The sequence below is a fragment of the Pseudomonas sp. WHRI 8519 genome (assembly GCF_040224055.2).
In the GTDB taxonomy this organism is placed as follows: Bacteria; Pseudomonadota; Gammaproteobacteria; order Pseudomonadales; family Pseudomonadaceae; genus Aquipseudomonas; species Aquipseudomonas putida_X.
Map to the genome: position 1 here is coordinate 3,900,554 of NZ_CP167996.1, position 19,471 is coordinate 3,920,024.

General features: G+C 59.9%; 21 protein-coding genes and 1 pseudogene. 16 read left to right on the forward strand and 6 right to left on the reverse strand.

The annotated features are described in order from the left end of the window. The first annotated feature begins 344 nt into the window (after positions 1-344). The 9 genes from ABRP30_RS17890 to ABRP30_RS17930 are packed head-to-tail and all read left to right on the forward strand — an operon-like array spanning position 345 to position 7,770. Positions 345-680: an RAQPRD family integrative conjugative element protein gene (locus ABRP30_RS17890; protein WP_182375173.1), complete on the forward strand. Its 336-nt coding sequence runs from the start codon at positions 345-347 to the stop codon at positions 678-680. After that, positions 667-906: a TIGR03758 family integrating conjugative element protein gene (locus ABRP30_RS17895; RefSeq protein ID WP_349975044.1), complete on the forward strand. Its 240-nt coding sequence runs from the start codon at positions 667-669 to the stop codon at positions 904-906. Before ABRP30_RS17890 ends, ABRP30_RS17895 begins: the two co-directional genes overlap by 14 nt. Before the next feature lie 15 nt (positions 907-921). Continuing rightward, positions 922-1,299, forward strand: coding sequence for a TIGR03745 family integrating conjugative element membrane protein (locus ABRP30_RS17900; protein WP_210014347.1), 378 nt, complete (start codon positions 922-924; stop codon positions 1,297-1,299). A gap of 7 nt (positions 1,300-1,306) precedes the next feature. Beyond that, complete coding sequence (locus ABRP30_RS17905; protein ID WP_196154927.1) at positions 1,307-1,708, forward strand: TIGR03750 family conjugal transfer protein; 402 nt, start codon at positions 1,307-1,309, stop codon at positions 1,706-1,708. Beyond that, positions 1,705-2,346: a PFL_4703 family integrating conjugative element protein gene (locus tag ABRP30_RS17910; protein WP_064492718.1), complete on the forward strand. Its 642-nt coding sequence runs from the start codon at positions 1,705-1,707 to the stop codon at positions 2,344-2,346. Before ABRP30_RS17905 ends, ABRP30_RS17910 begins: the two co-directional genes overlap by 4 nt. After that, positions 2,343-3,149, forward strand: a complete 807-nt coding sequence (locus ABRP30_RS17915) for a TIGR03749 family integrating conjugative element protein (RefSeq protein ID WP_210014346.1) — start codon at positions 2,343-2,345, stop codon at positions 3,147-3,149. The genes ABRP30_RS17910 and ABRP30_RS17915 overlap by 4 nt, the downstream gene beginning before the upstream one ends. Further along, complete coding sequence (locus ABRP30_RS17920) at positions 3,139-4,647, forward strand: TIGR03752 family integrating conjugative element protein (RefSeq protein WP_349975045.1); 1,509 nt, start codon at positions 3,139-3,141, stop codon at positions 4,645-4,647. Before ABRP30_RS17915 ends, ABRP30_RS17920 begins: the two co-directional genes overlap by 11 nt. Further along, complete coding sequence (locus ABRP30_RS17925) at positions 4,610-5,029, forward strand: TIGR03751 family conjugal transfer lipoprotein (RefSeq protein ID WP_210014344.1); 420 nt, start codon at positions 4,610-4,612, stop codon at positions 5,027-5,029. The genes ABRP30_RS17920 and ABRP30_RS17925 overlap by 38 nt, the downstream gene beginning before the upstream one ends. Further along, positions 5,029-7,770, forward strand: a complete 2,742-nt coding sequence (locus tag ABRP30_RS17930) for a conjugative transfer ATPase (protein WP_210014343.1) — start codon at positions 5,029-5,031, stop codon at positions 7,768-7,770. The genes ABRP30_RS17925 and ABRP30_RS17930 overlap by 1 nt, the downstream gene beginning before the upstream one ends. A 304-nt stretch (positions 7,771-8,074) precedes the next feature. Here ABRP30_RS17930 and ABRP30_RS17935 read toward each other — a convergent pair. The 3 genes and pseudogenes from ABRP30_RS17935 to ABRP30_RS17945 form a co-directional block, all read right to left on the reverse strand. Further along, a pseudogene (locus ABRP30_RS17935) lies at positions 8,075-8,265 on the reverse strand (hypothetical protein); the annotation flags it as partial. Beyond that, positions 8,259-9,533, reverse strand: a complete 1,275-nt coding sequence (locus tag ABRP30_RS17940; protein WP_349975172.1) for a Y-family DNA polymerase — start codon at positions 9,531-9,533, stop codon at positions 8,259-8,261. The pseudogene ABRP30_RS17935 and the gene ABRP30_RS17940, both read right to left, overlap by 7 nt. Continuing rightward, on the reverse strand, positions 9,523-9,951 hold the full coding sequence (locus ABRP30_RS17945) for a LexA family transcriptional regulator (protein WP_210014342.1): 429 nt from the start codon (positions 9,949-9,951) through the stop codon (positions 9,523-9,525). The genes ABRP30_RS17940 and ABRP30_RS17945 overlap by 11 nt, the downstream gene beginning before the upstream one ends. Before the next feature lie 102 nt (positions 9,952-10,053). Here ABRP30_RS17945 and ABRP30_RS17950 point away from each other — a divergent pair, with 102 nt between their 5' ends. Both ABRP30_RS17950 and ABRP30_RS17955 read left to right on the forward strand, forming a co-directional pair. Beyond that, entirely contained in the window at positions 10,054-10,782 is a 729-nt protein-coding gene (locus ABRP30_RS17950) for an SOS response-associated peptidase family protein (RefSeq protein ID WP_349975173.1), read from the forward strand. A gap of 100 nt (positions 10,783-10,882) precedes the next feature. Continuing rightward, positions 10,883-11,881 carry a hypothetical protein gene (locus ABRP30_RS17955; RefSeq protein WP_210014341.1) on the forward strand — a complete coding sequence of 333 codons (999 nt, stop codon included), beginning with the start codon at positions 10,883-10,885 and terminating at the stop codon, positions 11,879-11,881. A gap of 100 nt (positions 11,882-11,981) precedes the next feature. Here the strand turns inward: ABRP30_RS17955 and ABRP30_RS17960 are convergent, their stop codons facing one another. Next, on the reverse strand, positions 11,982-12,977 hold the full coding sequence (locus tag ABRP30_RS17960) for a hypothetical protein (protein WP_349975046.1): 996 nt from the start codon (positions 12,975-12,977) through the stop codon (positions 11,982-11,984). A 179-nt stretch (positions 12,978-13,156) separates the two neighbouring features. Then, on the reverse strand, positions 13,157-13,504 hold the full coding sequence (locus ABRP30_RS17965; protein WP_210014339.1) for a phage holin family protein: 348 nt from the start codon (positions 13,502-13,504) through the stop codon (positions 13,157-13,159). Between the two features lie 339 nt (positions 13,505-13,843). On the opposite strand from ABRP30_RS17965, the gene ABRP30_RS17970 reads away from it, so the two are divergent. From ABRP30_RS17970 to ABRP30_RS17985, 4 genes are read left to right on the forward strand one after another with little or no spacing between them, the layout of a single operon-like run. Further along, the gene (locus ABRP30_RS17970) at positions 13,844-14,821 is read left to right on the forward strand and encodes a TIGR03756 family integrating conjugative element protein (protein WP_349975047.1); all 978 of its coding nucleotides are present in this window, start codon (positions 13,844-13,846) and stop codon (positions 14,819-14,821) included. Further along, the gene (locus ABRP30_RS17975; protein WP_349975048.1) at positions 14,821-16,176 is read left to right on the forward strand and encodes an integrating conjugative element protein; all 1,356 of its coding nucleotides are present in this window, start codon (positions 14,821-14,823) and stop codon (positions 16,174-16,176) included. The genes ABRP30_RS17970 and ABRP30_RS17975 overlap by 1 nt, the downstream gene beginning before the upstream one ends. Next, positions 16,173-16,478 carry a hypothetical protein gene (locus tag ABRP30_RS17980; RefSeq protein ID WP_349975049.1) on the forward strand — a complete coding sequence of 102 codons (306 nt, stop codon included), beginning with the start codon at positions 16,173-16,175 and terminating at the stop codon, positions 16,476-16,478. The genes ABRP30_RS17975 and ABRP30_RS17980 overlap by 4 nt, the downstream gene beginning before the upstream one ends. Before the next feature lie 9 nt (positions 16,479-16,487). Further along, positions 16,488-18,026, forward strand: a complete 1,539-nt coding sequence (locus tag ABRP30_RS17985) for a conjugal transfer protein TraG N-terminal domain-containing protein (RefSeq protein ID WP_210014335.1) — start codon at positions 16,488-16,490, stop codon at positions 18,024-18,026. 4 nt (positions 18,027-18,030) lie between these two features. Here the strand turns inward: ABRP30_RS17985 and ABRP30_RS17990 are convergent, their stop codons facing one another. Beyond that, positions 18,031-18,387 (reverse strand): hypothetical protein, encoded by a 357-nt coding sequence (locus ABRP30_RS17990; RefSeq protein WP_372490336.1) that lies wholly within the window; start codon positions 18,385-18,387, stop codon positions 18,031-18,033. A gap of 465 nt (positions 18,388-18,852) precedes the next feature. On the opposite strand from ABRP30_RS17990, the gene ABRP30_RS17995 reads away from it, so the two are divergent. Then, complete coding sequence (locus tag ABRP30_RS17995; protein ID WP_210014334.1) at positions 18,853-19,218, forward strand: DUF3085 domain-containing protein; 366 nt, start codon at positions 18,853-18,855, stop codon at positions 19,216-19,218. Positions 19,219-19,471 lie beyond the last annotated feature (253 nt).

Sequence of the window (19,471 nt, forward strand, 5' to 3'; positions counted from 1 at the left end):
CACACGTGCGCAACGATACCCATTTCTGCGATTTACCCATCAAACAAGCAGTTGAATGCGCGTGTTCGTGGCTTCGTAGACTGGATTGTCGAGCGGCTAGCCCATTAAACGTAGCGATTGGTGACGGAGCGCGCCGCGAGCTAGAGACCGGGTATGAGCGTCTAGGGTCGATTGCGGTCATTGGAGAGTAATGCGTAGCCGATCCAACACACTTGCGCCAGTGACTCACGACGTACTCACTGAAGTCTTAGACTCTAAAGTGAAGGATCAAAGATCCCTTTAATCCATGCCAAAAACGTCCTAATTCCTCAGGGTGAATGCCAGATCTAAGGCTGGAATTCACCATGAAAACTACCTCCTCCGTCCTATTTCTTGCTTGCCTGGTGTCTCTCGGTACCGTCGCTCAAGACGCGCCGGAGCGATCAGATCTCGGCCTGGTGCAGCGACAGATCACTGCCATCGAACTGTTGGCCGACCGTGCCAACAGCGGCTCAGTCGATGCCGCAGGCGCCCGCTATCGCTTCGACTACTCGAGGTTCGCAGCAGACCTTGGACGTATGCGTCAAGGCATCCACAACTACCTTTCGCCCTCGCGTGCGCAGCCAGCTGATCTGGTCGAGCTGACCGGTGATTACCGTGCTGAACCGCCTCACTCGAGTCCCTCTCATGAGCATGACTGACGCCCAACTCAGCGCGTTCTCTGCCGTGGCCGGGTCCACCCCGCAGCTCAGCTCAGTGCTATGGCGCTCATCGGTGCTGGTGCTCGCATTGCTCTGGTGCACCTGGGCCCTGTGGACCGGTTACCGGGGCTGGGCGGCCGGCAACCTCAACTTCGGTGCGCTCGGCGGCAGCACGCTACGCCTGGCCCTCGCCCTGATCGTGCTGATGTTTTTCATGCTGTCGTAATCAGGAGACCTTGCCATGAACCTCCCCCGTCATTGTCCTCGCCCGCTCGCTTTGCAGCGGGAGTTCTGTTCGAAAGCCCTGTTCGGCGGTCTGATGCTGTTGAGTTCGACACTGGCCTGGGCCGACCTGCCAACCATGGAAGCACCGTCTCGCGGTGAGGGCTCGGGCCTGATCGACACCATCAAGAACTACGCCTACGACGGCGGCATTCTGCTCGGTCTGCTGATTGCTACCCTTGCCTTCCTTGGCGTCGCCTGGCACTCGCTCACCGTCTACGCCGACGTGCAAAACCAGCGCAAGACCTGGAAGGACCTCGGTGCCGTGGTCGGCGTCGGCGCCCTGCTGGTGGTGGTGATCCTGTGGTTCCTCACGAAAGCCGCGACGATCCTGTGAGGTCACCATGTCCGACGCCCCAGCCACTCTGCCTGACGGCACTCTGACCTTCCTTCCCGAGCGCCTCAACCGAGACCCCGCCGTTCTCCGTGGGCTCACCAATGACGAGATGTGGGTCGCACTGATCATCGGCGCAGGGTTAGGTGTGATTCTCGGCGCGCCGCTGGCGGTGGCCACCGCGTCCATCGCCACCCTCCCCACCTGCATGTTCATCTGCATGGCGCTGGTGTTGCTGGGCGGCGGTAAGCTGATGCGCCGGGCAAAGCGAGCCCGCCCCGAAACCTGGCTGTACCGCCGTCTGCAGTGGCACCTGGCGCTGCACTGGGGTATCGGCACTCATCAGCTGGTCCTCCACTCGGGGCCTTGGACGGTGCGCCGCACGCGCCGACATGTGAGGACCGCCCCATGAGCCGCTTCCGCAACAAAGTGGATGCGCAGCAGGCGCACATCTTCAGCCTGCGTCTAGCCGTTTCGATCCTGGCACTCCTGTGCTGCGGACTGTGGTACGGCTGGCAGTCCTCGCCTTCCGAGCTGACCATTCACGTGCCGCCTGATCTGCGCTCCGGCAGTACGCGCAAATGGTGGGATGTACCGCCAGAAAACATCTACGCCTTCGCGCTGTACATCTTCGGCCAGCTCAACCGGTGGCCCACCGACGGCGAGGTCGACTACCACCGCGCCATCTTTGCTTTGCAGCCCTACCTGACTCCGGCGTGCAAGACCTTCTTCGACGGCGACTTCGAGTATCGCAAGGCCGCGGGCGAACTGCGCGGCCGGGTGCGCGGGGTGTACGAGGTGCTGGGCCGCGGCTACAGCGACGACCCCGACCTGCGGGTGAAGCAGTTGGACAAGCACAGCTGGCTGGTGAAGCTCGACCTCAACGCCGACGAGTACTACGCCGCTGAGCCGGTGAAGCGCGTGGTGGTGCGCTATCCGCTTCGAGTGGTGCGCTTCGACGTCGACCCCGAGCACAACAAATGGGGCCTGGCCCTGGACTGCTACGAAGGCACACCGCAGAAGCTGACGCTGCCTGGAGGTGCGGGATGATGCGTGTCTTGATCATGATGCTGGCGATAGCCGCAGGCTGGTGTTCTGCAGTCGGTGCGGTCGAGGTCAAATACTGGGATCGCCTGCCGCTGGCCGTACCGCTTACGGTGGGCCAGGAACGCATCCTGCTGCTGGATGAGGATGTTCGCGTGGGATTGCCCGGCGCGATCGCCGGCAAGCTACGGGTGCAATCCGTCGGCGGCACGGTGTACTTGCGTGCCGCAGAACCCCTGCCGCCTACCCGGCTGCAGCTGCAGTCGCTGAAGTCAGGCGACATCATCCTGATCGACATCGAGGCCCTTGAGGGCAGCGAGACGCTGGAGCCGGTCAAGATTGTGGCCCAGGCTCCGGTACCGGAGGTGGAAGCTGCGAAGCAGGCGACACCTGCAGCGACGCCAGTACCGGTGGTGCTCACCCGCTATGCGGCGCAGAACCTCTATGCGCCCCTGCGGACCGTGGCCCCACTGCCCGGTGTGCGACGGGTGCCACTGAGCGACTCTGTTGCGTTCAGCTCGTTGCTGCCCACCGAGCGGGTTTCGATCAAGGCACTCGCGGCCTGGCGGCTGGGCGACTACTGGGTGACGGCGATAAAGATCGTGAACCGCGGTCCCGGCAAGGTCGCGCTTGACCCGCGTCACCTACAGGCCACGTTGTACGCCGCAACCTTCCAGCACGCGGATTTAGGTCTCACCGGTACGCCTGAAGACACCACCGTGGCGTACCTGGTCACCCGCGGCGGTGACCTGAAGCACGCTCTGCTGTTTCCTCCACCAAAGCCGGAGGCTGACGATCATGAAAGCTAACAGCCTGCTGAAGTGGTTGGTGCCCGGGGTCCTGTTGGGCATCGTGCTGATCATCGTCAAATCCTGGGTGGCCACCCCAGACGGCGAGCCCGCTCACGATCCGGACAAGGCCATGCTGACCGCGGAGCAGGCCAAGGCCTTGGGCATCGCCGGCGACACCCCGCGCGACACCGTGGCCACGTTGATTGGCCAGGTCAAGGCGATGCGCAGCGAGATGCAGACGCTGAAGAAAGGCAACGATGTGCTGCAGACCGAGAACAACCGGCTGCGCACGCGCGAAGGCAACATCGACACGCGCATCCAAAGCACGCTGAGCAGCGTCAACCAACAGGTCACCGAGCAGCGCCAGCAGGCCAACGATGCTCGGCAGAAGGCTGAGCAGCAACACCGCGAGACCCAGGGGCTGCTCTCCAGGCTCAAGGACCAGCTCACCGGCAAGCCAGCCACGAAGTCGGATGTGCCTGCGGGATTCGGCCTTGAGCCGGGAGACGAGCAGCAGTTTGCAGGGGCTCAGGCACCGGCAGATGCGGTGCAATGGATCGAACCGTCGAAAGCCCGCGCGGGCCAAGAGGACACCGGCAACGCCGACGGTCCGCTGTCGTCGTTGACCTCAAAGTTCAAGGACCTGCACGCCCTGGACAACAACGCCATCGACCGTGGCCAGGATCGCTTGCGTGCCGTCGCCAAAGGCGAGCGTGATCTGGAGAACGCCGAGGACCGTACCGAAGGCGCCAGGCCCGTCTACACCATCCCCGAGAATTCGACGCTGATGGGCTCGATCGCCATGACCGCGCTGATTGGCCGGGTGCCGGTGGACGGCACAGTGAACGATCCCTATCCGTTCAAGGTGCTAGTGGGGCCAGACAACCTCACCGCCAACGGCATCGACCTGCCGGACGTGGTCGGCGCGGTCATGAGCGGCACCGCCGCCGGTGACTGGACGCTGTCCTGCGTGCGCGGCCAGGTCGAGTCAATCACCTTTGTCTTCATCGACGGTACCGTCCGCACGGTGCCGCAGCCGCAGAAGGTCGTCAGCCGCAATCGCAGCAGCACCCAGATATCGGACACCGAGAAGATCCGCGGCGGCCTGGGCTACATCTCCGACCCGTACGGCATTCCGTGCATTTCCGGCGAGCGCCGCTCCAACGCCCAGCAGTACCTGGGCAGCCAGAGCCTGATCACCGCAGCCGGCGCCGGCTTTGCCGCGGCCTTGGGCAGCGAGCAGACCAACACCTCATTCATCAATTCGGCCAGCGGCAGCCTGGGCCTGTCCCAGAACAGCGGCAACAGCGCGCTCAACTCAGTGATCAGCGGGGGCATTGGCGACATTCGTGAGTGGATCAACAAGCTCTACGGTGAAGCCTTCGCCGCCATCTACGTGCCGCCCGGGGCGAAAGTGGCCCTGCACCTGGACCACGAAATCAGCATCGACTACGAACCTAAAGGCCGGAGAGTGAACCATGAAAGCCCATCCGTCTCGGTACTGGATCTGGATTAGCCTGCTGCTCGGCCTGCAACTGGCCGGCTGCTCCACCAGCAAAGAGGAAATGCTGCCCCACGGCGATCACACCATGCTGGATATCTGGAACGGCGGTGGCTCGGTCGGTACACAGCAACAACTGCTGGAGGCGCGCGGCGAACTGCGTCGGCCGGTGCTGGACCCCGAACGCCTGATCAACGACCAGAGTGCCTACACGCGCACGGCGGCCAACGAAATCCGTGCCCAGTTTCCGCGCCTGCCCAACCCAGACTTGGTCATGTACGTGTACCCACACCTGGCCGGTACCCAACAGACGCCGGTGCCTGGCTATTCGACCGTGTTCCCGTTGTACGAGAGGGTCCAATACGCGCTGCCCGGCGAGCGCCTGGACGATCTGTGATGACCGATGACGCGAGTCGCGACCCTCCTCGCTGGCAGCCCTGGCGCGCTGCGCAACGTCGGCGCGCCACGCTGGCAGATGAGGCTGCCCAGTACGCGCACAACCCCAGCTTCGCCGACCACCTGCCCTGGGTCGAGTATCTGGAAGAGGAGCAGTCCATTCTGCTCGACGACAACCGTTCCGTGGGCGCCGTGTTCGAACTGCAACCAATCGGCACCGAGGGCCGTGAGCCCGAGTGGCTAATGGCCGCACGCGACGCCCTGGAAGATGCGCTGCAGGACAGCTTCGACGAGTTCGACCAGGCGCCCTGGGTGGTGCAGTTCTTCTGCCAGGACGACAGTGACTTTGCCCCGTACCTTGAACGCCTGGAACGCTATATCGCGCCGCGCGCGCGAGGTACGCCGTTCACCGAGGCCTTCCTCACGTCGATGCAACGCCACCTCGACGCCGTCGGCAAACCGGGCGGGTTGTTCGACGACCATGTGGTGTCTCACCTCCCCTGGCGCGGCAGCAACCGGCGGATTCGCCTGGTGGTCTACCGCTGGCTGGGGGAGCAGGCCGACGAAGATGGGCAGAACCCGGTCCAGCTGTTGAGCCGCACCTGCGACCGCCTGGTGGCTTCGCTGCAGGCCTGCGGGGTCAGCCCTCGACGCCTGACTGGGCGTGACTTCTACGCTTGGTTGCTACCTTGGTTCAACCCAGCTCCTGCCCTCACCGACGAAACGCCTGCCGCGTTCTATCTACGTGTGCCCTACCCGGAGACGGAGGGCAGCGAGGAGCTGCCGCTGCCGTTCGACCACGACTTCGCCGAGCGGCTGTTCTTCCACGAACCGCGCTCCGACGGCGAGCAGGGTCTGTGGTACTTCGATCAGCAACCCCACACCGTGATGGTGGTCGACAAGCTGCGCAGACCGCCGCATATCGGCCAGCTGACCGGTGAGACGCGCAAAGGCGAGGCGTTGAACGCCTTGTTCGATCAATTGCCCGAGCAGGCGGTGCTGAGCCTGACTCTGGTGATCACGCCCCAGGATGTGCTCGAGGAGCAGCTCAACCGCCTGGCGCGCAAAGCCATCGGCGAGAACCTCGCCTCGACCCAGACCCGCCAGGACGTGGAAGAAGCCCGCGCGCTGATTGGCCGCCAGCACAAGCTCTACCGCGGCACGTTGGCGCTGTACTTGCGCGGCGCTGATGAACAACAGCTGCGCCAGCGTTCGGTCCAGGCTGCCAACGTCCTGCTCGGCGCCGGCCTGCAGCCGGTGCGCGACGGCGATGAAGTAGCCGCCTGCAACAGCTATTTGCGCTGGTTGCCGATGGTCTACAACCCGGCACGGGACACACGCAATTGGTACACCCGGCTGTTGTTTGCTCAGCACGTCGCCAACCTGCTGCCGCTCTGGGGACGCAGCATCGGTACCGGCAATCCGGGCATCACCTTCTTCAACCGCGGTGGCGCGCCGCTGTCATTCGACCCGCTGTCGCGCTTTGACCGCTCCATGAACGGCCACCTGCTGTTGTTTGGCCCGACCGGCGCCGGCAAGTCAGCCACCCTGGTCTCGATCCTGATGCAGGTCATGGCCGTGTACCGGCCGCGACTGTTCATCGTCGAAGCTGGCAACTCCTTTGGCCTGCAGGGCGACTACTTCGCCACGCTCGGGTTGTCCGTCAACAAGGTTCAGCTCAAACCGGGCAGTGATGTGAGCCTGGCGCCGTTCGCCCATGCCCGGCGCCTGATCGAGCATCCGGACCAGGTCGCCAGCTTGTCGACTGAAGACCTGGATGAGTCCACGCCGGACAGTGATGAGCAGCGCGATGTGCTGGGCGAGTTGGAGATCACCGCGCGGCTGATGATCACCGGCGGCGAAGCCAAGGAAGAGGCGCGCCTGACCCGGGCGGACCGCAGTCTGATCCGCGAGTGCATCCTCGATGCCGCCCGGTACTGCGCGACGACTGAGCAGCAGGTGCTGACCCGCCATGTGCGCGATGCCCTGCGTAAGGTCGCCAGCGACACCCACCTGCCCGACAAACGCCGTGAGCGTGCGCAGGAGATGGCCGAGTCCATCGACCTGTTCTGCCAGGGGTTTGAAGGTGCCCTGTTCGACCGGCCCGGCACACCCTGGCCGGAGAGCGACGTGACGATCGTCGACCTCGCCACGTACGCCCGTGAGGGTTACGAGGCGCAGATGTCCATCAGCTACATCAGCCTGATGAACACGGTGAATAACATCGCCGAGCGCGATCAGTACCTGGGGCGACCGATCATCATGGTCACCGACGAAGGCCACATCATCACCAAGAACCCGTTGCTGGCCCCCTTTGTGGTCAAGGGCACGAAGATGTGGCGCAAGCTCGGCGCCTGGTTCTGGCTGGCGACGCAGAACATGGCCGATTTGCCCGACGCGGCGCAGACCATGCTCAACATGATTGAGTGGTGGATCTGCTTGAACATGCCGCCAGCGGAAATCGAGGAGATTGCCCGCTTCAAAAAGCTCACGCCGGCGCAGAAGGCACTGCTGCTCTCCGCGAGCAAGGCCTCGGGCAAATACACCGAGGGCGTGGTCCTGTCGAAGAACCTGGAGACGCTGTTCCGGGCGGTGCCACCGAGTCTGTACCTCGCGTTGGCCATGACCGAGCCCGAGGAAAAAGCCCAGCGCTGGCGGTTGATGGAGGAGGAGCAACAGTCAGAGCTTGAAGCCGCCCTGCAGGTCGCGGCGGAGATCGATCATCTGCGGGGCATGTCATAGTTGCTCCAGCACCACCGGCTTGCAGCCCATACCACCGGCCCAGTCCTACAGTGATATGAGTGGCAGCTCAAGTTTGTGCGGCCCTCTAGGACAGTCTTAGGATTTGGCCGCTTCCGCACCGATCACGCAAAACGGGCTCAAACCTTAGCGTTCACCGTTGAGGCCACTTTTACGCGAAGGTAAGGTGATGGTCTGCGCCATGCATCTGAGTGAGGATTCTGTGCGCTGATATGAGCGCCGTCCTACCTTGATACCGACTGCCACCTCCACCCTCCCAGGCCGTTCCGAGCCAATCCTCCTAATCTTCGAGCAATGCCCATTCCCTGCCGGCGTCTGCGAGCTCGAGCATCTCTGCCAAATCTTCATCGCTGATCTCCCGCCGGCGATGGGCGGCATACGCCATCTCGTACAGCACCAACGCACGGCCGCACGGATCAGCTTGAAGGGCCGTCTGATCATTCAGTTCAGCAGCCACGCCGCAGGAAGGCTCAGCATTTGACTGTCCACAACTGATCGATCCTGGTCGTAAACGATTGGCTCATCATTTCCCTTCTCATCCCCCATTCCGGCGCCACCGGCACACTACCGGCGCGCATCGTCCCCCTTCCCCAGCGCTCGTTGATGTTGTCCATCACCTGCATCAGCCGGTCACACGCAACTGACTGCTTCAGCGCAAACAAATCCTCCGAAAACTCGCCGGGCTGCCGCAGGTCCATCAGCAGGACCTCTGCCTTGCTGTACCGGAACCCTTGCCGAAAGACCCGGGCGACTGCGTCGGTGGCCAGTCTGGTCATCAGTAGCGTGTCGCAGGTTGGGTATGGCAGCTCCACCAGAGCGCCCTGGGCGTGATGGGCCTCGTCCGGATTGAACATCCCCGTGCGGATGCTCACGCGCATTCGCTTGCACACCGAACCTTGGGAGCGGAGCTTCTCTGCCGCTCGCCCGACGTAGGTGGCCACGGCTTGCTTGATTGGCGCCAGCTCGGTTAGCCGCTTGCCAAACATCCGGCTGCAGCAGATTTCTTGTTTAGGCGGTTCGACCTCATCCAGTTCGAGGCAGGGCGTGCCGGCCAGCTCGCGGGCAGTCTTTTCCACCACCACGCTGAACTTCTGCCGAAGTGTCCAAGCGTCGGCCTTGGCCAAGTCCATGGCCGTCCGGATGCCCATCGCCTCAAGGTGAGCCGTCATCCGCCGGCCAATGCCCCATACCTCCTTCACCTCGGTATTGCGCAGCACCCAATCGCGCTTGAACGGATCAGTGATGTCCACCACTCCGCCGGTCTGCGCCTGGAGGCGTTTAGCCGTATGGTTAGCCAGCTTGGCGAGCGTCTTTGTGCTGGCGATACCGACACCGACCGGGATGCCCGTGCACTGGAAAATTCTCGATCGAACCTTTCGCCCGAACTCGGTCAGGTTTTCAGGAATGCCGGATAGGTCAGCGAAGCATTCATCGATGCTGTAGACCTCAGTCGCCGGCACCATCGATTCGATCAGCGTCATAACCCGCTCGCTCATGTCGCCGTACAAAGCGTAATTGCTGCTGAACGCCACGACGCCGTGCCGGCGAAGCTTTTCCTTCGCCTGAAAATAAGGCTCCCCCATCTTCACGTAGGGCTTCGCGTCGTAAGACCTGGCGATCACACAGCCGTCGTTGTTGCTCAGTACGACAATCGGCGTTCTGGCCAGATCCGGCCGGAAGACGCGCTCACAGCTTGCGTAAAAGCTGTTGCAATCAATGAGCGCGAACACCGGCTCACTGCGCATGATCACGGACGCTGTACCGGACCACACCCCAAACGACCAGGTCGTCACCTTCCATGATGTAGCGTGGGGGATACGCTGGGTTTTCCGATTTGAGGATTACCACCCCGTCACGACGGTGAAGCCGTTTGCATACCGGCTCGCTGTTGACAGCCGCAATGACGATATCGTCGTGCTCTGCTTCCCGCCCCCGGTCTACGATGACGATATCTCCGGAATAGATACCGGCGCCCTGCATGCTATCGCCCTCCACTTTCACCAGATACACATGCGGCGCACGGAGGTCGAATAGCTCATCGAGGGAAATATGGCCTTCCAGGTGATCCGCTGCAGGCGACGGGAAGCCGGCAGGAACGCGAAACGAATACAGAGGTAAGGGTTCAGTGCCGCCGGCGGGCACGCCCAAGAATGTGATGGTCATGATGGAAGGTCCAATGCAAACTGTATGCATATACAGTAGATATGGCATTGGGTGCTCGGTCAATCCTGGGCGATGAAAATTCTGACAAGCGAGAGGCAGGCTATGTGCGGACGGTACTCGATGTATGAGTCGATGGATCACTATCTGCGCCAGCTATCGCTGGATCTGGTGGTGGTCAATGGATATGACCACGAGCCAATCAGCCGCTTCAACGTGGCGCCTTCGACGCGTGTCGAAATCATTCGCCAGATTGATGAAGGACTGAGTGTGGATCGCGTCAAATGGGGATGGTCGCCATCTTGGGCAAAGGGGAAACGTCCCGACCCGATCAATGCTCGAGCAGAAACGGTGATGACGGGGAGGTTCTTCAAGGGGTTGTGGCCAGGCGGTAGAGCGCTAGCCCCTGCAAATGGCTGGTTCGAGTGGATCCCGGACCCAGCAGACCCCAAGCGAAAGCAGCCGTACTATATCACGAGCGCCGACGGCGGCCCGCTTTTCTTCGGCGCGCTTGCTGAGGTGCACCAGGGAATCGAACCGGACGACCGCGATGGATTCGTGGTTATCACTGCAGCTGCGGATCAAGGCTTGGTCGACATCCACGACAGGAAGCCCCTGGTACTTGCACCTGAGCTGGCAAGAGAATGGTTGCACCCAGGCACATCACCCGAACGCGCTGCGGCGATCATAGAGACGGGATGCCGCCCGGCAGAGGATTTTCGATGGTACCCGGTCGGCAAGGCTGTCGGTAACGTGCGCAATCAAGGGTCACAGCTGATTGAGCCGGTGAGTGAGCAGGGCCACCAAGGCCGCCAAGGCGACCTAGAGCTTTGAGTTGGTATTCATTCACAGCCTGATACTGCGACTGGGCGATCTGTTAGAGTTGCCTGCTGTCACTCTGCCTACGTTTTGATGAACCTCACGGATATGGATCATGACACCCGATTGGAATTGGTTTTTCAGCACACTATCGCAATCAACTGCTGCCATCGTAGGTATCATCGGCGCATTCATTATTGCCAAGATATTTGCAAACCAAGCGTCGTTCTCCGAAAAAAACAACAGAATGAAAACTCTTGTTGTTGAGTCCAAAAAGATTCTCGACAGAATCGACACAATTGCATTCGACTGGTACAATCGAGAAAAGAACTCAGCCGCATATAGCAGTGCCGCGCGAAAGATAGACGAACTAGATTACGAGGAAGCTTCAGAAGTCACAGATGAGATGCTCCTAGAAATTTACGACGACGCTGGTTTCTCTAAGTTTTCAGAGAGAGAGCCAATACTTGATAAATTGCGTGAAGAAGCTAACAACGTTTGCCAGCTAAATCTCGATAAACGTCTTCGGAAAGAAGCAGCTGAGCGGGCCAAAGAGGAAAGCGCTAGCGGACAGCTGACGGGCCTGGCTCAGTTCGCCGCAATGATGCGCTCCAACACAGAAATGTTTAACTTCGATACACGCAAAACGGTGTTAGATGTCGCGGGGCTCAATACACCTTGGGTCGAGCTGCGTAAGGAAAGGGAGTTGATCACCGCATGTCATTTAGAGGCAAAACATCATGCCAGAGTGATAAGTGATTTCCTTGAATCTGTAAGAGGCAATCCAGAATCCCCACCCCAGATAACCTGGTCACTACTTTTTGTTGGAGGCATATTCCTCGCCGGCGTTATCTATCCGTTAACATTCATGCCGGCCGTCAGCACTCCCAACGTCGCCTTCACGTGGGCGGAGTTAAGCGCTGCATTTCTTTCAGTTAAAGGGGGTTTGCTTTCCCTGCTGGCCGCTGCTTTTTCTTTTGTTTTCTTGATGTTCACCCGCACAAATATCTCGATGAAGTACGCGAAGGAAGATATTGAAAAGCTGGAAAAATTATCTCTAGCCAACAATTACTGCGAGTACTTTAAATATCTTGAGTCAAATCCTGATGAGTAGACGAAGCCCGTCGGCGGGAGGGGGATGAGTGCTTTGGCCTGCGCATGCCGACATCTGGGCCTGCGCAGAATGCTTCAAAGCGAATTCCTTCCTCTTTCGATCACCCTCTAATGCCTTGCTCGACTCCTAATAAGTAACGCTTTTGGGCATCATCCAAGACTGTTGTAAAGTGCTCGTTAAAGAACCCTCGCATAAACAGCGTCATACCAGGCACCAGAGGCTTACCCGGCTCTAAAGTTCTAGTCACCATTTCTGCAAAATCATCGCAAATCAAAATAGTTCGATAAGCGACCATAGCTAGAGCTGGCATTAGCGGTACAAAATCCCCAGAAACTCTTTCTTTGTCATACCAGACCCCCATACCAACAAAAGGGCTATCATGAAAATTCAACAGGTAATCATGATCACCTTCAAAAACAGTCTGGACCTGGGAGCCATTATGGATAATATTGTCACGAAAAACTCTTATTTTTTGAAAAAAATCGACATGCCGAAGATAGAATTTAGCCCATACTGATGGTAGGCCAAACCTAGACTCAAGTTCCTCCTGAGTTGACAACTTCCCCTGAAACCAAACCATTTCACGAAATGAAGTTTTCAGCTTTTTCTTTTGAAGCGCATATTCTTCTTTAAACCTAACTTTCTCCCACAGTTTTGCCACAACCTCCTGAAACAAATCGATCATACTCCTACAGATAGAGAACACATACTCAATCTCGGTGATAATCATTCGTCCCGCGCCCAGACCTATCGAGCCTCTAGTCTTATGGATATGAGCGACTTTAGCGAGACTTGCAGAAAGATTAAACAAATCGTCCTGAATTCCTGCAATGGGCTTCTTGAGTTCAGAAAAGCTTGCCCTCTGCAGAATAAAGTCAAGGAAACTCAGGAACAAGTCCGTAGGTCGTTCCGGAACTGTTCCATAGTAGCAACCCTCAGCCGGTATGGTGCCAGTCTCCTCTAAATTCCCACCTCCTACGTGCAACCAACTTCGCCACTTCCCCTCATCAAAGAAAATCAGCGACCCAAAGAACTTACCTCCCGCTTGTGACATATCAAAATACGGTATGTCGGACACTTTAATTAAATTAGCCACCGGCATAAAATTCGGACTTACTTAACCTGCTTAGAAAAAGTAGCAATTTAATAGAACAGACATACTTAGATCAACACTTACACAATGAATTTAACAGTCTGGGCCCCCGTGCAGGGGTCCTCCCCAGGGGAGGACCCAAAAAATCGGAGGGCGCCGCCCGGGCCAGCATCCGCCGGTGGTCACTGCCCCGTTTCGCCGCTGGCCGGAGGCACCCGCTCCAGCCCCAGACGCTTCGCGGCCCAGCGCATGTAGAGGTTGATAGCAACATCGGCGCCAGCTATCGCAGCCAAGCAACCAACCGCTGCTGCCGCCCAGACCGAAACGCCGAGGGCGTACAGCAGCATGTTGGTCGAAAGCCCGCAGGTCACACAGGCACCAGAGCGCAACGCCAACCGGCGAAACAGCCCCCAACCGCGAGCACCCGCCATATCCGCCCGCCACATCTCTCCCGAAACACCACCGACCAGGGACAGCACGATCACCATCCAGATCGGCAGGTCGGCTAACGTTTGTTGCTCGCTGTTCATGTAAGCCTCATTGGCAAAGCACGACGCCGGAAAAAGAAAACCCCGCCTGATGGCAGGGTTCTCGTTGCGCCGAAAGGTATGAGCGGATTACCGATGAGGTCCCGGCCGAGATCCTCGAAGTCAAACGACCACCTTTGCCTCATTGCGCTCAGCATTCGATAACGCGATACAGGAGTACATTTGGACTCCTGCCCTACTGCCTTATCAGCCCCTTTTATCTGGCCACTTACTAATACGATCGTCCTGGTCGCGGTTTGTCGACCCACCACCTGCCTCGGATACACGATGCTGAAACTTGGCGCACGGATGCACACCGCTGCCACCTGCCGAGCGTTGCCCATGAACGTCACCGCCTTCACCCGAAGCAAAGCGCCGAAATCCAGAAAGGCTCGCCGTGGCCGTGCCTTCACCGCGGCTGCTCTGCTGGTGGCCGCTGAGCAGTGTCTGGCATTGACCACGCCAACGCTCATCGCCTCCGTCTCTTCGCTGCAGTGCCTGGAGTACCGGGTCGTCGGCATCTGCTACTGGCTGCTCTGTACACCCTTCGGCTGCACGGTTCGAACCTCACCGAAGATCCGTCACTTCATTCCCGAGCTGGTGGTATCGAGCTATGCCGACACCGGCGCCAATCCCTGGAGCGAGATGTCGGCGCTGTCGGCGCCGACGCCGGCGTCGCAAGGGGGGGGCAGCCTGATCACGCCTTCGCCGCAGCGCGATAACCTGCCCAGGTTCAAGAATATCGACGGCATTGGCCATCCCGGCGGGGCAGCCCTCACAGCTCTCGCGCATAAATTCGGTTATGCGTGCCCAAGCGGAGCCGTACCGTTTGCGCCCTACTACCTCAGCACGCTCGACCCGTTGGCGTGGCGCCAGGCGATCCCCGAGTCCGTCTACCCACAGGCACTGGTCCCGGGGATGCGCGAGATCGGCAACCAGGCACTCGGAGACATGTGGGGCAGCGTGTATCCGCGACACGGCTTTCTGGTGCAGCCTGATGATTTCAAGGCGGCTGCCGTGATGGCCCAGCGCGCCAGCGACTTCATTACCCGCGTCGGCCAGCCGCACGTTTATCTGCCGCTGCAGCCGATGCCGGCTCCCGGCTACTGGCCGCCGCAGCCGGTGATGGAGAACAACGTCAACAACCACCGCTGGCAGTTGCTGGTCCCGGTGATCCAGAGCACCTGCGCCATCTTCCCCAGCCCAACGATCCAGAGCGCCGACGGTGCCTATGCCTGGTCGCTGTGGCGGCCCTACCGCTGCTGCCAGCGTATGGGCCAAACGTTTCTGTTCAGCATCGACTTTGATGGAGGTCAGTAATGAGCAAGCTCTCGCTCGGTTTGGTGTGCTTACTCATATGTGCCGCAGGTCACGCCGCTGACAACGGCTACCACCTCGGTGACCAAGCGCCGGTCCTGGACGACCGTGTGATGTACACCATCGGCGGCGGTTCGGCGGCTGGTGCGCCCTCCTCGCTCTACCGCCCCAGTGGCCTCGGTGTGGGCATGTCCTGGCGGGCCAACATGATGTGCGGAAACATGAACCTCTCAAACACCCTGCAGAATCAGCTCAATGGCGCCACCCAAGGCTTCCAGCAGATCATGGGCAACGTCATCCAGAACGCCACACAAGCGGTCATGTCGCTACCGGCGATGATCATTCAGCGCGCCAACCCTGGGCTGTATGAGCTGCTGAGCAATGGCGTGCTGCAGGGGCGCATCGACTTCGATCGTTCCAAACTCACCTGCCAGGCAATGGCCGCGAAAATGGCCGACAAGGTCGACCAGGCCGGCTGGGGCGCGCTGGCTCAGAACCAGGAAATGCAGCACAACCTCGAGCAGTCCGGCGGCGATGCCGTAATGGCGGTGAAGGATACCGAGTCGAACAACGGCAACAAGGGCGTCAGCTGGGTCGGTGGGCAGAAAGCTGGCGGCAACGGCCAGCAACCTATCCGGGTGACCTCGGACGTGGTCAAGGCCGGCTACAACCTGCTGCACAACCGGGCCGTCGAGGACACCTCCGCCGTCGGCTCGGCTTGCCAGAATGGCGCCATCTGCCAAGCCTGGTCGAGCCCCGAGGAGGCCTCGGAATGGGCGACACGGGTGCTCGGTGAATCCGAGGTGGAAACCTGCGATGACTGCGAGACGTTGCGCGTAACCGCCGGGACAGGCCTGTCGCCGTTGATCCAGGAAACCTACACGGAACACTTGGAAGGCTTGCAGCGCATGGTCTCTGACGCCGACCAGCCTACCCCAGAGAACCTCAGCAAGGTCTCCAGCCCCTTGTTGCAGGTCTCGCGCGGCGTCATCGAGGGGCTGCGCGATGATCCCGACCAGAACTTGCTGGCCCGGCGCCTGGCCAGTGAGACCGCGCTGTCCAGCGTGATCTACAAGGCGATGCTGCTGCAGCGCACGCTGTTCGCTGGCAGCCATGAGCCGAACGTGGCGTCGGCGCAGCCCGCCACTACCGCCCTCAACAGCAACGTCGAAACCCTGGAACGGGAGATCCGGCTGCTGCAAACCGAGCTGCAGGTACGCCAGTCGCTGGCCACCAATACCGCCAGCCTGGTTCTTGATCGCCACGCCGGCGGTGCCGACGCCTCGCGCAGCATCGATCAGCGCGACCCGATGCCGGACCGACTGCGCCGGGCTGAACAGGAGAAGAGCACGCCATGATCACGTCATCTATGAGATCACTGATCGTCCACATGCTGCTGATCATCGGCGCCATGCTGATCATGTGGCTGATTGCCTGGATGGCACTACAACTGCCCGCCGCACAACTGGATTGGCTCGCACCAACCCGGGCAACTGCCGCCTACTTCGCGTGGTGGCGCATCCTGCTGTACACCCTGATCTTCACCGGTTGGGCCGCAGCGTTGCGCATGCGGCCTTCGCCTGTGGACCAGCAACGGCTAAAGCGTATCGGGTTGATCGGCTTCAGCTCGATCATCCTGGTCGAACTGTCTCGCGTGTGAGGTGCGGCCATGAACATGAGCACCAACAGCTACCTTGAGTACTACCTGTCGCTGCTGGCCTGGATCATCAACAACGGCATCTGGAATACGCTGGTGGACACCGGGCTGTTCGCCGCCCCCTTCGGTGCGGTCATCCTGCAGGAATGGCTGTCGGCCCGCCAACAGGGTGCTGACGAAGGCAACAAAGGCCTGCTGTCGATCCCTCGCGTCGAGAACCGGTTGTGGATGAGCTACGTGGTCATTCTGTTCGGCTGCATGCCGTTCTTCCCGCTGAACCTGTCCTCCGTGACTTTTGACGATGCCGCGAGCCAGCGCTGTGGCGTGTCCATGGCCAGGCCCGCCGACACGGCCTGGGGTACGACCTTCAACACCATCGGCGAGAAGTCAGCGAACGTGCCGGTGTGGTGGTTCCTCGTGCATGCCATGAGCAAAGGCATCACCGCCGCGGCGACCGCATCGATTCCGTGCGCGCCCGACATCCGAGCGATGCGCATGGAGATCGACAGCTCGCGCATCAATGACCAAGTGCTGCTGCAGGAAGTCGCCGACTTCACCCGAGACTGCTATGGCTTTTCGCGCTCGCGGCTGTTCACCAATCGCCCCGAGCTGGACGAGTCGCAAAGTTACGATGCGTCCTGGATAGGCTCGACCTACCTGCTCAACACACCGGGCTACTACGATACCGATCGCTCGCGGATGCCCCGTGTCGATTGGCCGTACGACGAGACCCGGGACACCTCCCTGCCTCAGCTTGATAACGGCGCTGGCTACCCTACCTGCAAGCAGTGGTGGAGCGACGGCACGATCGGACTGCGCGATCGCTTGGTGGCCGAGGTCGATCCATCACTGCTATCGCAGCTACGGGGCTGGCTGACGGGGCGCACCTCTACGGAGGTCGAAGACGCCACCTTACGCGAGCTGGTAAGCCCACGGCAGCAATCATTAAGCATGGCACCTGGGCAGGTGTTTCAGGACTACGGCAGCAGCGCCCGCGGCGGTTCGCTGACGCAAGGACTGAACAACCTAGCCACCAACACCGGCCTGGCCTTGGGCTCGTTCAGCAACTTCCCAGCGATGAATGCACTTCGCGCGGCATTGCCGATGGTCCAGGCCTTTTTGATCATGGGCACGATCATCAGTCTGCCGCTGGTACTGTTGATCAGCACCTACCAGCTCAAGGCGCTCATGACGATTACATTCGCGCTATTCACCCTGCACATGCTGACTTTCTGGTGGGAGCTCGCGCGCTGGATCGACTCGAGCATGCTGGAAACGCTGTATAACCAGGTATCGGCCACAGACCAGGCACTGTTGTCGTTGCCGACAGCAGGGTTCATGGATGGGACAGTCACCGCGCAGGTGATTGAGTACGTAATGGGTGCAATGTTCGTAGTGCTGCCGATGTTTTTCCTCGGCGTCATGAGTTGGGCGGGATACAACGTGGGTAGCGGTATGCAAACGCTCCTCACCCGGGGAACAGAAGGTGCTCAGGTACAAGCAGAGAAAGGATCCTCACAGGTCATGTCCGGTGCCCGCAGACTGAAATAACCAATCACCTGGGGGCTCCATTGTCGTCGTACATTTCTGGGAATCTAAGATGATGTTGAGGGTGGCTCATTTCATGGATCCGGGGCTGTCTCTCAGTGCTGATTGGCAGCGCGGCAATGGTCCACACAGTAAGCATCCCGAGCGCGAGAGAAATCGCAACTGAAGCAACGGCGAGCATCAGAATCAACTTAATTACATAAAAGCCAATTTTGCGATACTTGAACGGCACGGAGGCCAGAACGCTGGAGTTCAAAACCTTGGATTCGAATCTGTTTACCACTCGGCCAGCACCAACCGCAGCGCGAATGAGATACTTGCCGATGCCGGTCCGGCCAGAAGTCGAGGATGCTGGAGTCGACATTTGATTGCCTCCGATACCCTTCACTGCGATCGCGCTCAAGCCGCTACCGCCAATTTGGATCCAAGCTCTAGCTTACTCCTCCCTCACTAAATTCCTTGACCGTTGATCACTTGGACAACGCGGATTATTCGCCAATGGCGCTCATTGGATCGCGACCGCTGATTCCACCGAAAAACGCCATTGACGCTATATCGGTTCGCTTGGTACACCAATTGTGCAATCGCTGGTTTTCCAGCACCCAGGTAGCCATAACCTTTGAGGCTACGTCACGCATGTGATGGTTACCCCGAAATGCGATTCGCGTTCGGCAGCTCGCATGGTCACCATTCCCCGGTGATGAACGCTCTCTAATCCCCCGGGCTCACTGAGCCTGCGTCTTCGATGCACTTTACTCACATCCATTCCAGTGCTGGGAACTCTCCCACACGGGACGGCGTTCCTCCGCACCCTCTGGAGGATCTCATCATGCTGCGTTTCACAGGCACTGAACTTCACGCCGTGTTGGCCGAGGCTGGTATCAATGGTTGCAGATTGATATTGGTGAAAGACCACGGTGTTTACCTCATGTCCGAGATCGGCGAAAGCAAACCGGATGGCGGTGGCCGCAAACGCGTGGCCTATGCCACTGGCTGCAACCCCAACGTCGACGACTTCGACACCTGGTGGAATCGCGCCTGCGATGAATTCGGCGGCGATGATTTTGCCGAGTACTTCGACATCGATGATCCTGTCCTCGCCAGCCTTCGCGGCACTGCAGGATCGCTGGTGGTTGAGGCCACCTCCACCCACCTGTACCTGGCCGCCGAGGTTGATTCGGCAGGCGAATCTTGAACACAGAAGCGAGCTCCACGCGTACCCAGGGCGGCACCTTAACCGGGCCTCTCTGGGCGCCTCTCGCATCCTTCTTCAGTTGGTTGAAGATCGCCGTTTGTCAGGAATCCAAGGACGGAAGTCTTCGCTGGAACTCCCTGGATAGAGCCCTCTATATGAGGTTTAGATCGGAGATTGACCCCACGTCCAAGCGCGGTTTAATACATGGACGCACCCTGCTCAATGCCTTGTTCAGATTGAGCAGGTCCACGCA

Coding starts and splice junctions, on each gene's coding strand:
- ABRP30_RS17890 (WP_182375173.1), top strand. CDS start 345: ATGAAAACTACCTCCTCCGTCCTATTTCTTGCTTGCCTGGTGTCTCTC.
- ABRP30_RS17895 (WP_349975044.1), top strand. CDS start 667: ATGAGCATGACTGACGCCCAACTCAGCGCGTTCTCTGCCGTGGCCGGG.
- ABRP30_RS17900 (WP_210014347.1), top strand. CDS start 922: ATGAACCTCCCCCGTCATTGTCCTCGCCCGCTCGCTTTGCAGCGGGAG.
- ABRP30_RS17905 (WP_196154927.1), top strand. CDS start 1,307: ATGTCCGACGCCCCAGCCACTCTGCCTGACGGCACTCTGACCTTCCTT.
- ABRP30_RS17910 (WP_064492718.1), top strand. CDS start 1,705: ATGAGCCGCTTCCGCAACAAAGTGGATGCGCAGCAGGCGCACATCTTC.
- ABRP30_RS17915 (WP_210014346.1), top strand. CDS start 2,343: ATGATGCGTGTCTTGATCATGATGCTGGCGATAGCCGCAGGCTGGTGT.
- ABRP30_RS17920 (WP_349975045.1), top strand. CDS start 3,139: ATGAAAGCTAACAGCCTGCTGAAGTGGTTGGTGCCCGGGGTCCTGTTG.
- ABRP30_RS17925 (WP_210014344.1), top strand. CDS start 4,610: ATGAAAGCCCATCCGTCTCGGTACTGGATCTGGATTAGCCTGCTGCTC.
- ABRP30_RS17930 (WP_210014343.1), top strand. CDS start 5,029: ATGACCGATGACGCGAGTCGCGACCCTCCTCGCTGGCAGCCCTGGCGC.
- ABRP30_RS17940 (WP_349975172.1), bottom strand. CDS start 9,533: ATGCGCAGTGAGCCGGTGTTCGCGCTCATTGATTGCAACAGCTTTTAC.
- ABRP30_RS17945 (WP_210014342.1), bottom strand. CDS start 9,951: ATGACCATCACATTCTTGGGCGTGCCCGCCGGCGGCACTGAACCCTTA.
- ABRP30_RS17950 (WP_349975173.1), top strand. CDS start 10,054: ATGTGCGGACGGTACTCGATGTATGAGTCGATGGATCACTATCTGCGC.
- ABRP30_RS17955 (WP_210014341.1), top strand. CDS start 10,883: ATGACACCCGATTGGAATTGGTTTTTCAGCACACTATCGCAATCAACT.
- ABRP30_RS17965 (WP_210014339.1), bottom strand. CDS start 13,504: ATGAACAGCGAGCAACAAACGTTAGCCGACCTGCCGATCTGGATGGTG.
- ABRP30_RS17970 (WP_349975047.1), top strand. CDS start 13,844: ATGAACGTCACCGCCTTCACCCGAAGCAAAGCGCCGAAATCCAGAAAG.
- ABRP30_RS17975 (WP_349975048.1), top strand. CDS start 14,821: ATGAGCAAGCTCTCGCTCGGTTTGGTGTGCTTACTCATATGTGCCGCA.
- ABRP30_RS17980 (WP_349975049.1), top strand. CDS start 16,173: ATGATCACGTCATCTATGAGATCACTGATCGTCCACATGCTGCTGATC.
- ABRP30_RS17985 (WP_210014335.1), top strand. CDS start 16,488: ATGAACATGAGCACCAACAGCTACCTTGAGTACTACCTGTCGCTGCTG.
- ABRP30_RS17990 (WP_372490336.1), bottom strand. CDS start 18,387: ATGTCGACTCCAGCATCCTCGACTTCTGGCCGGACCGGCATCGGCAAG.
- ABRP30_RS17995 (WP_210014334.1), top strand. CDS start 18,853: ATGCTGCGTTTCACAGGCACTGAACTTCACGCCGTGTTGGCCGAGGCT.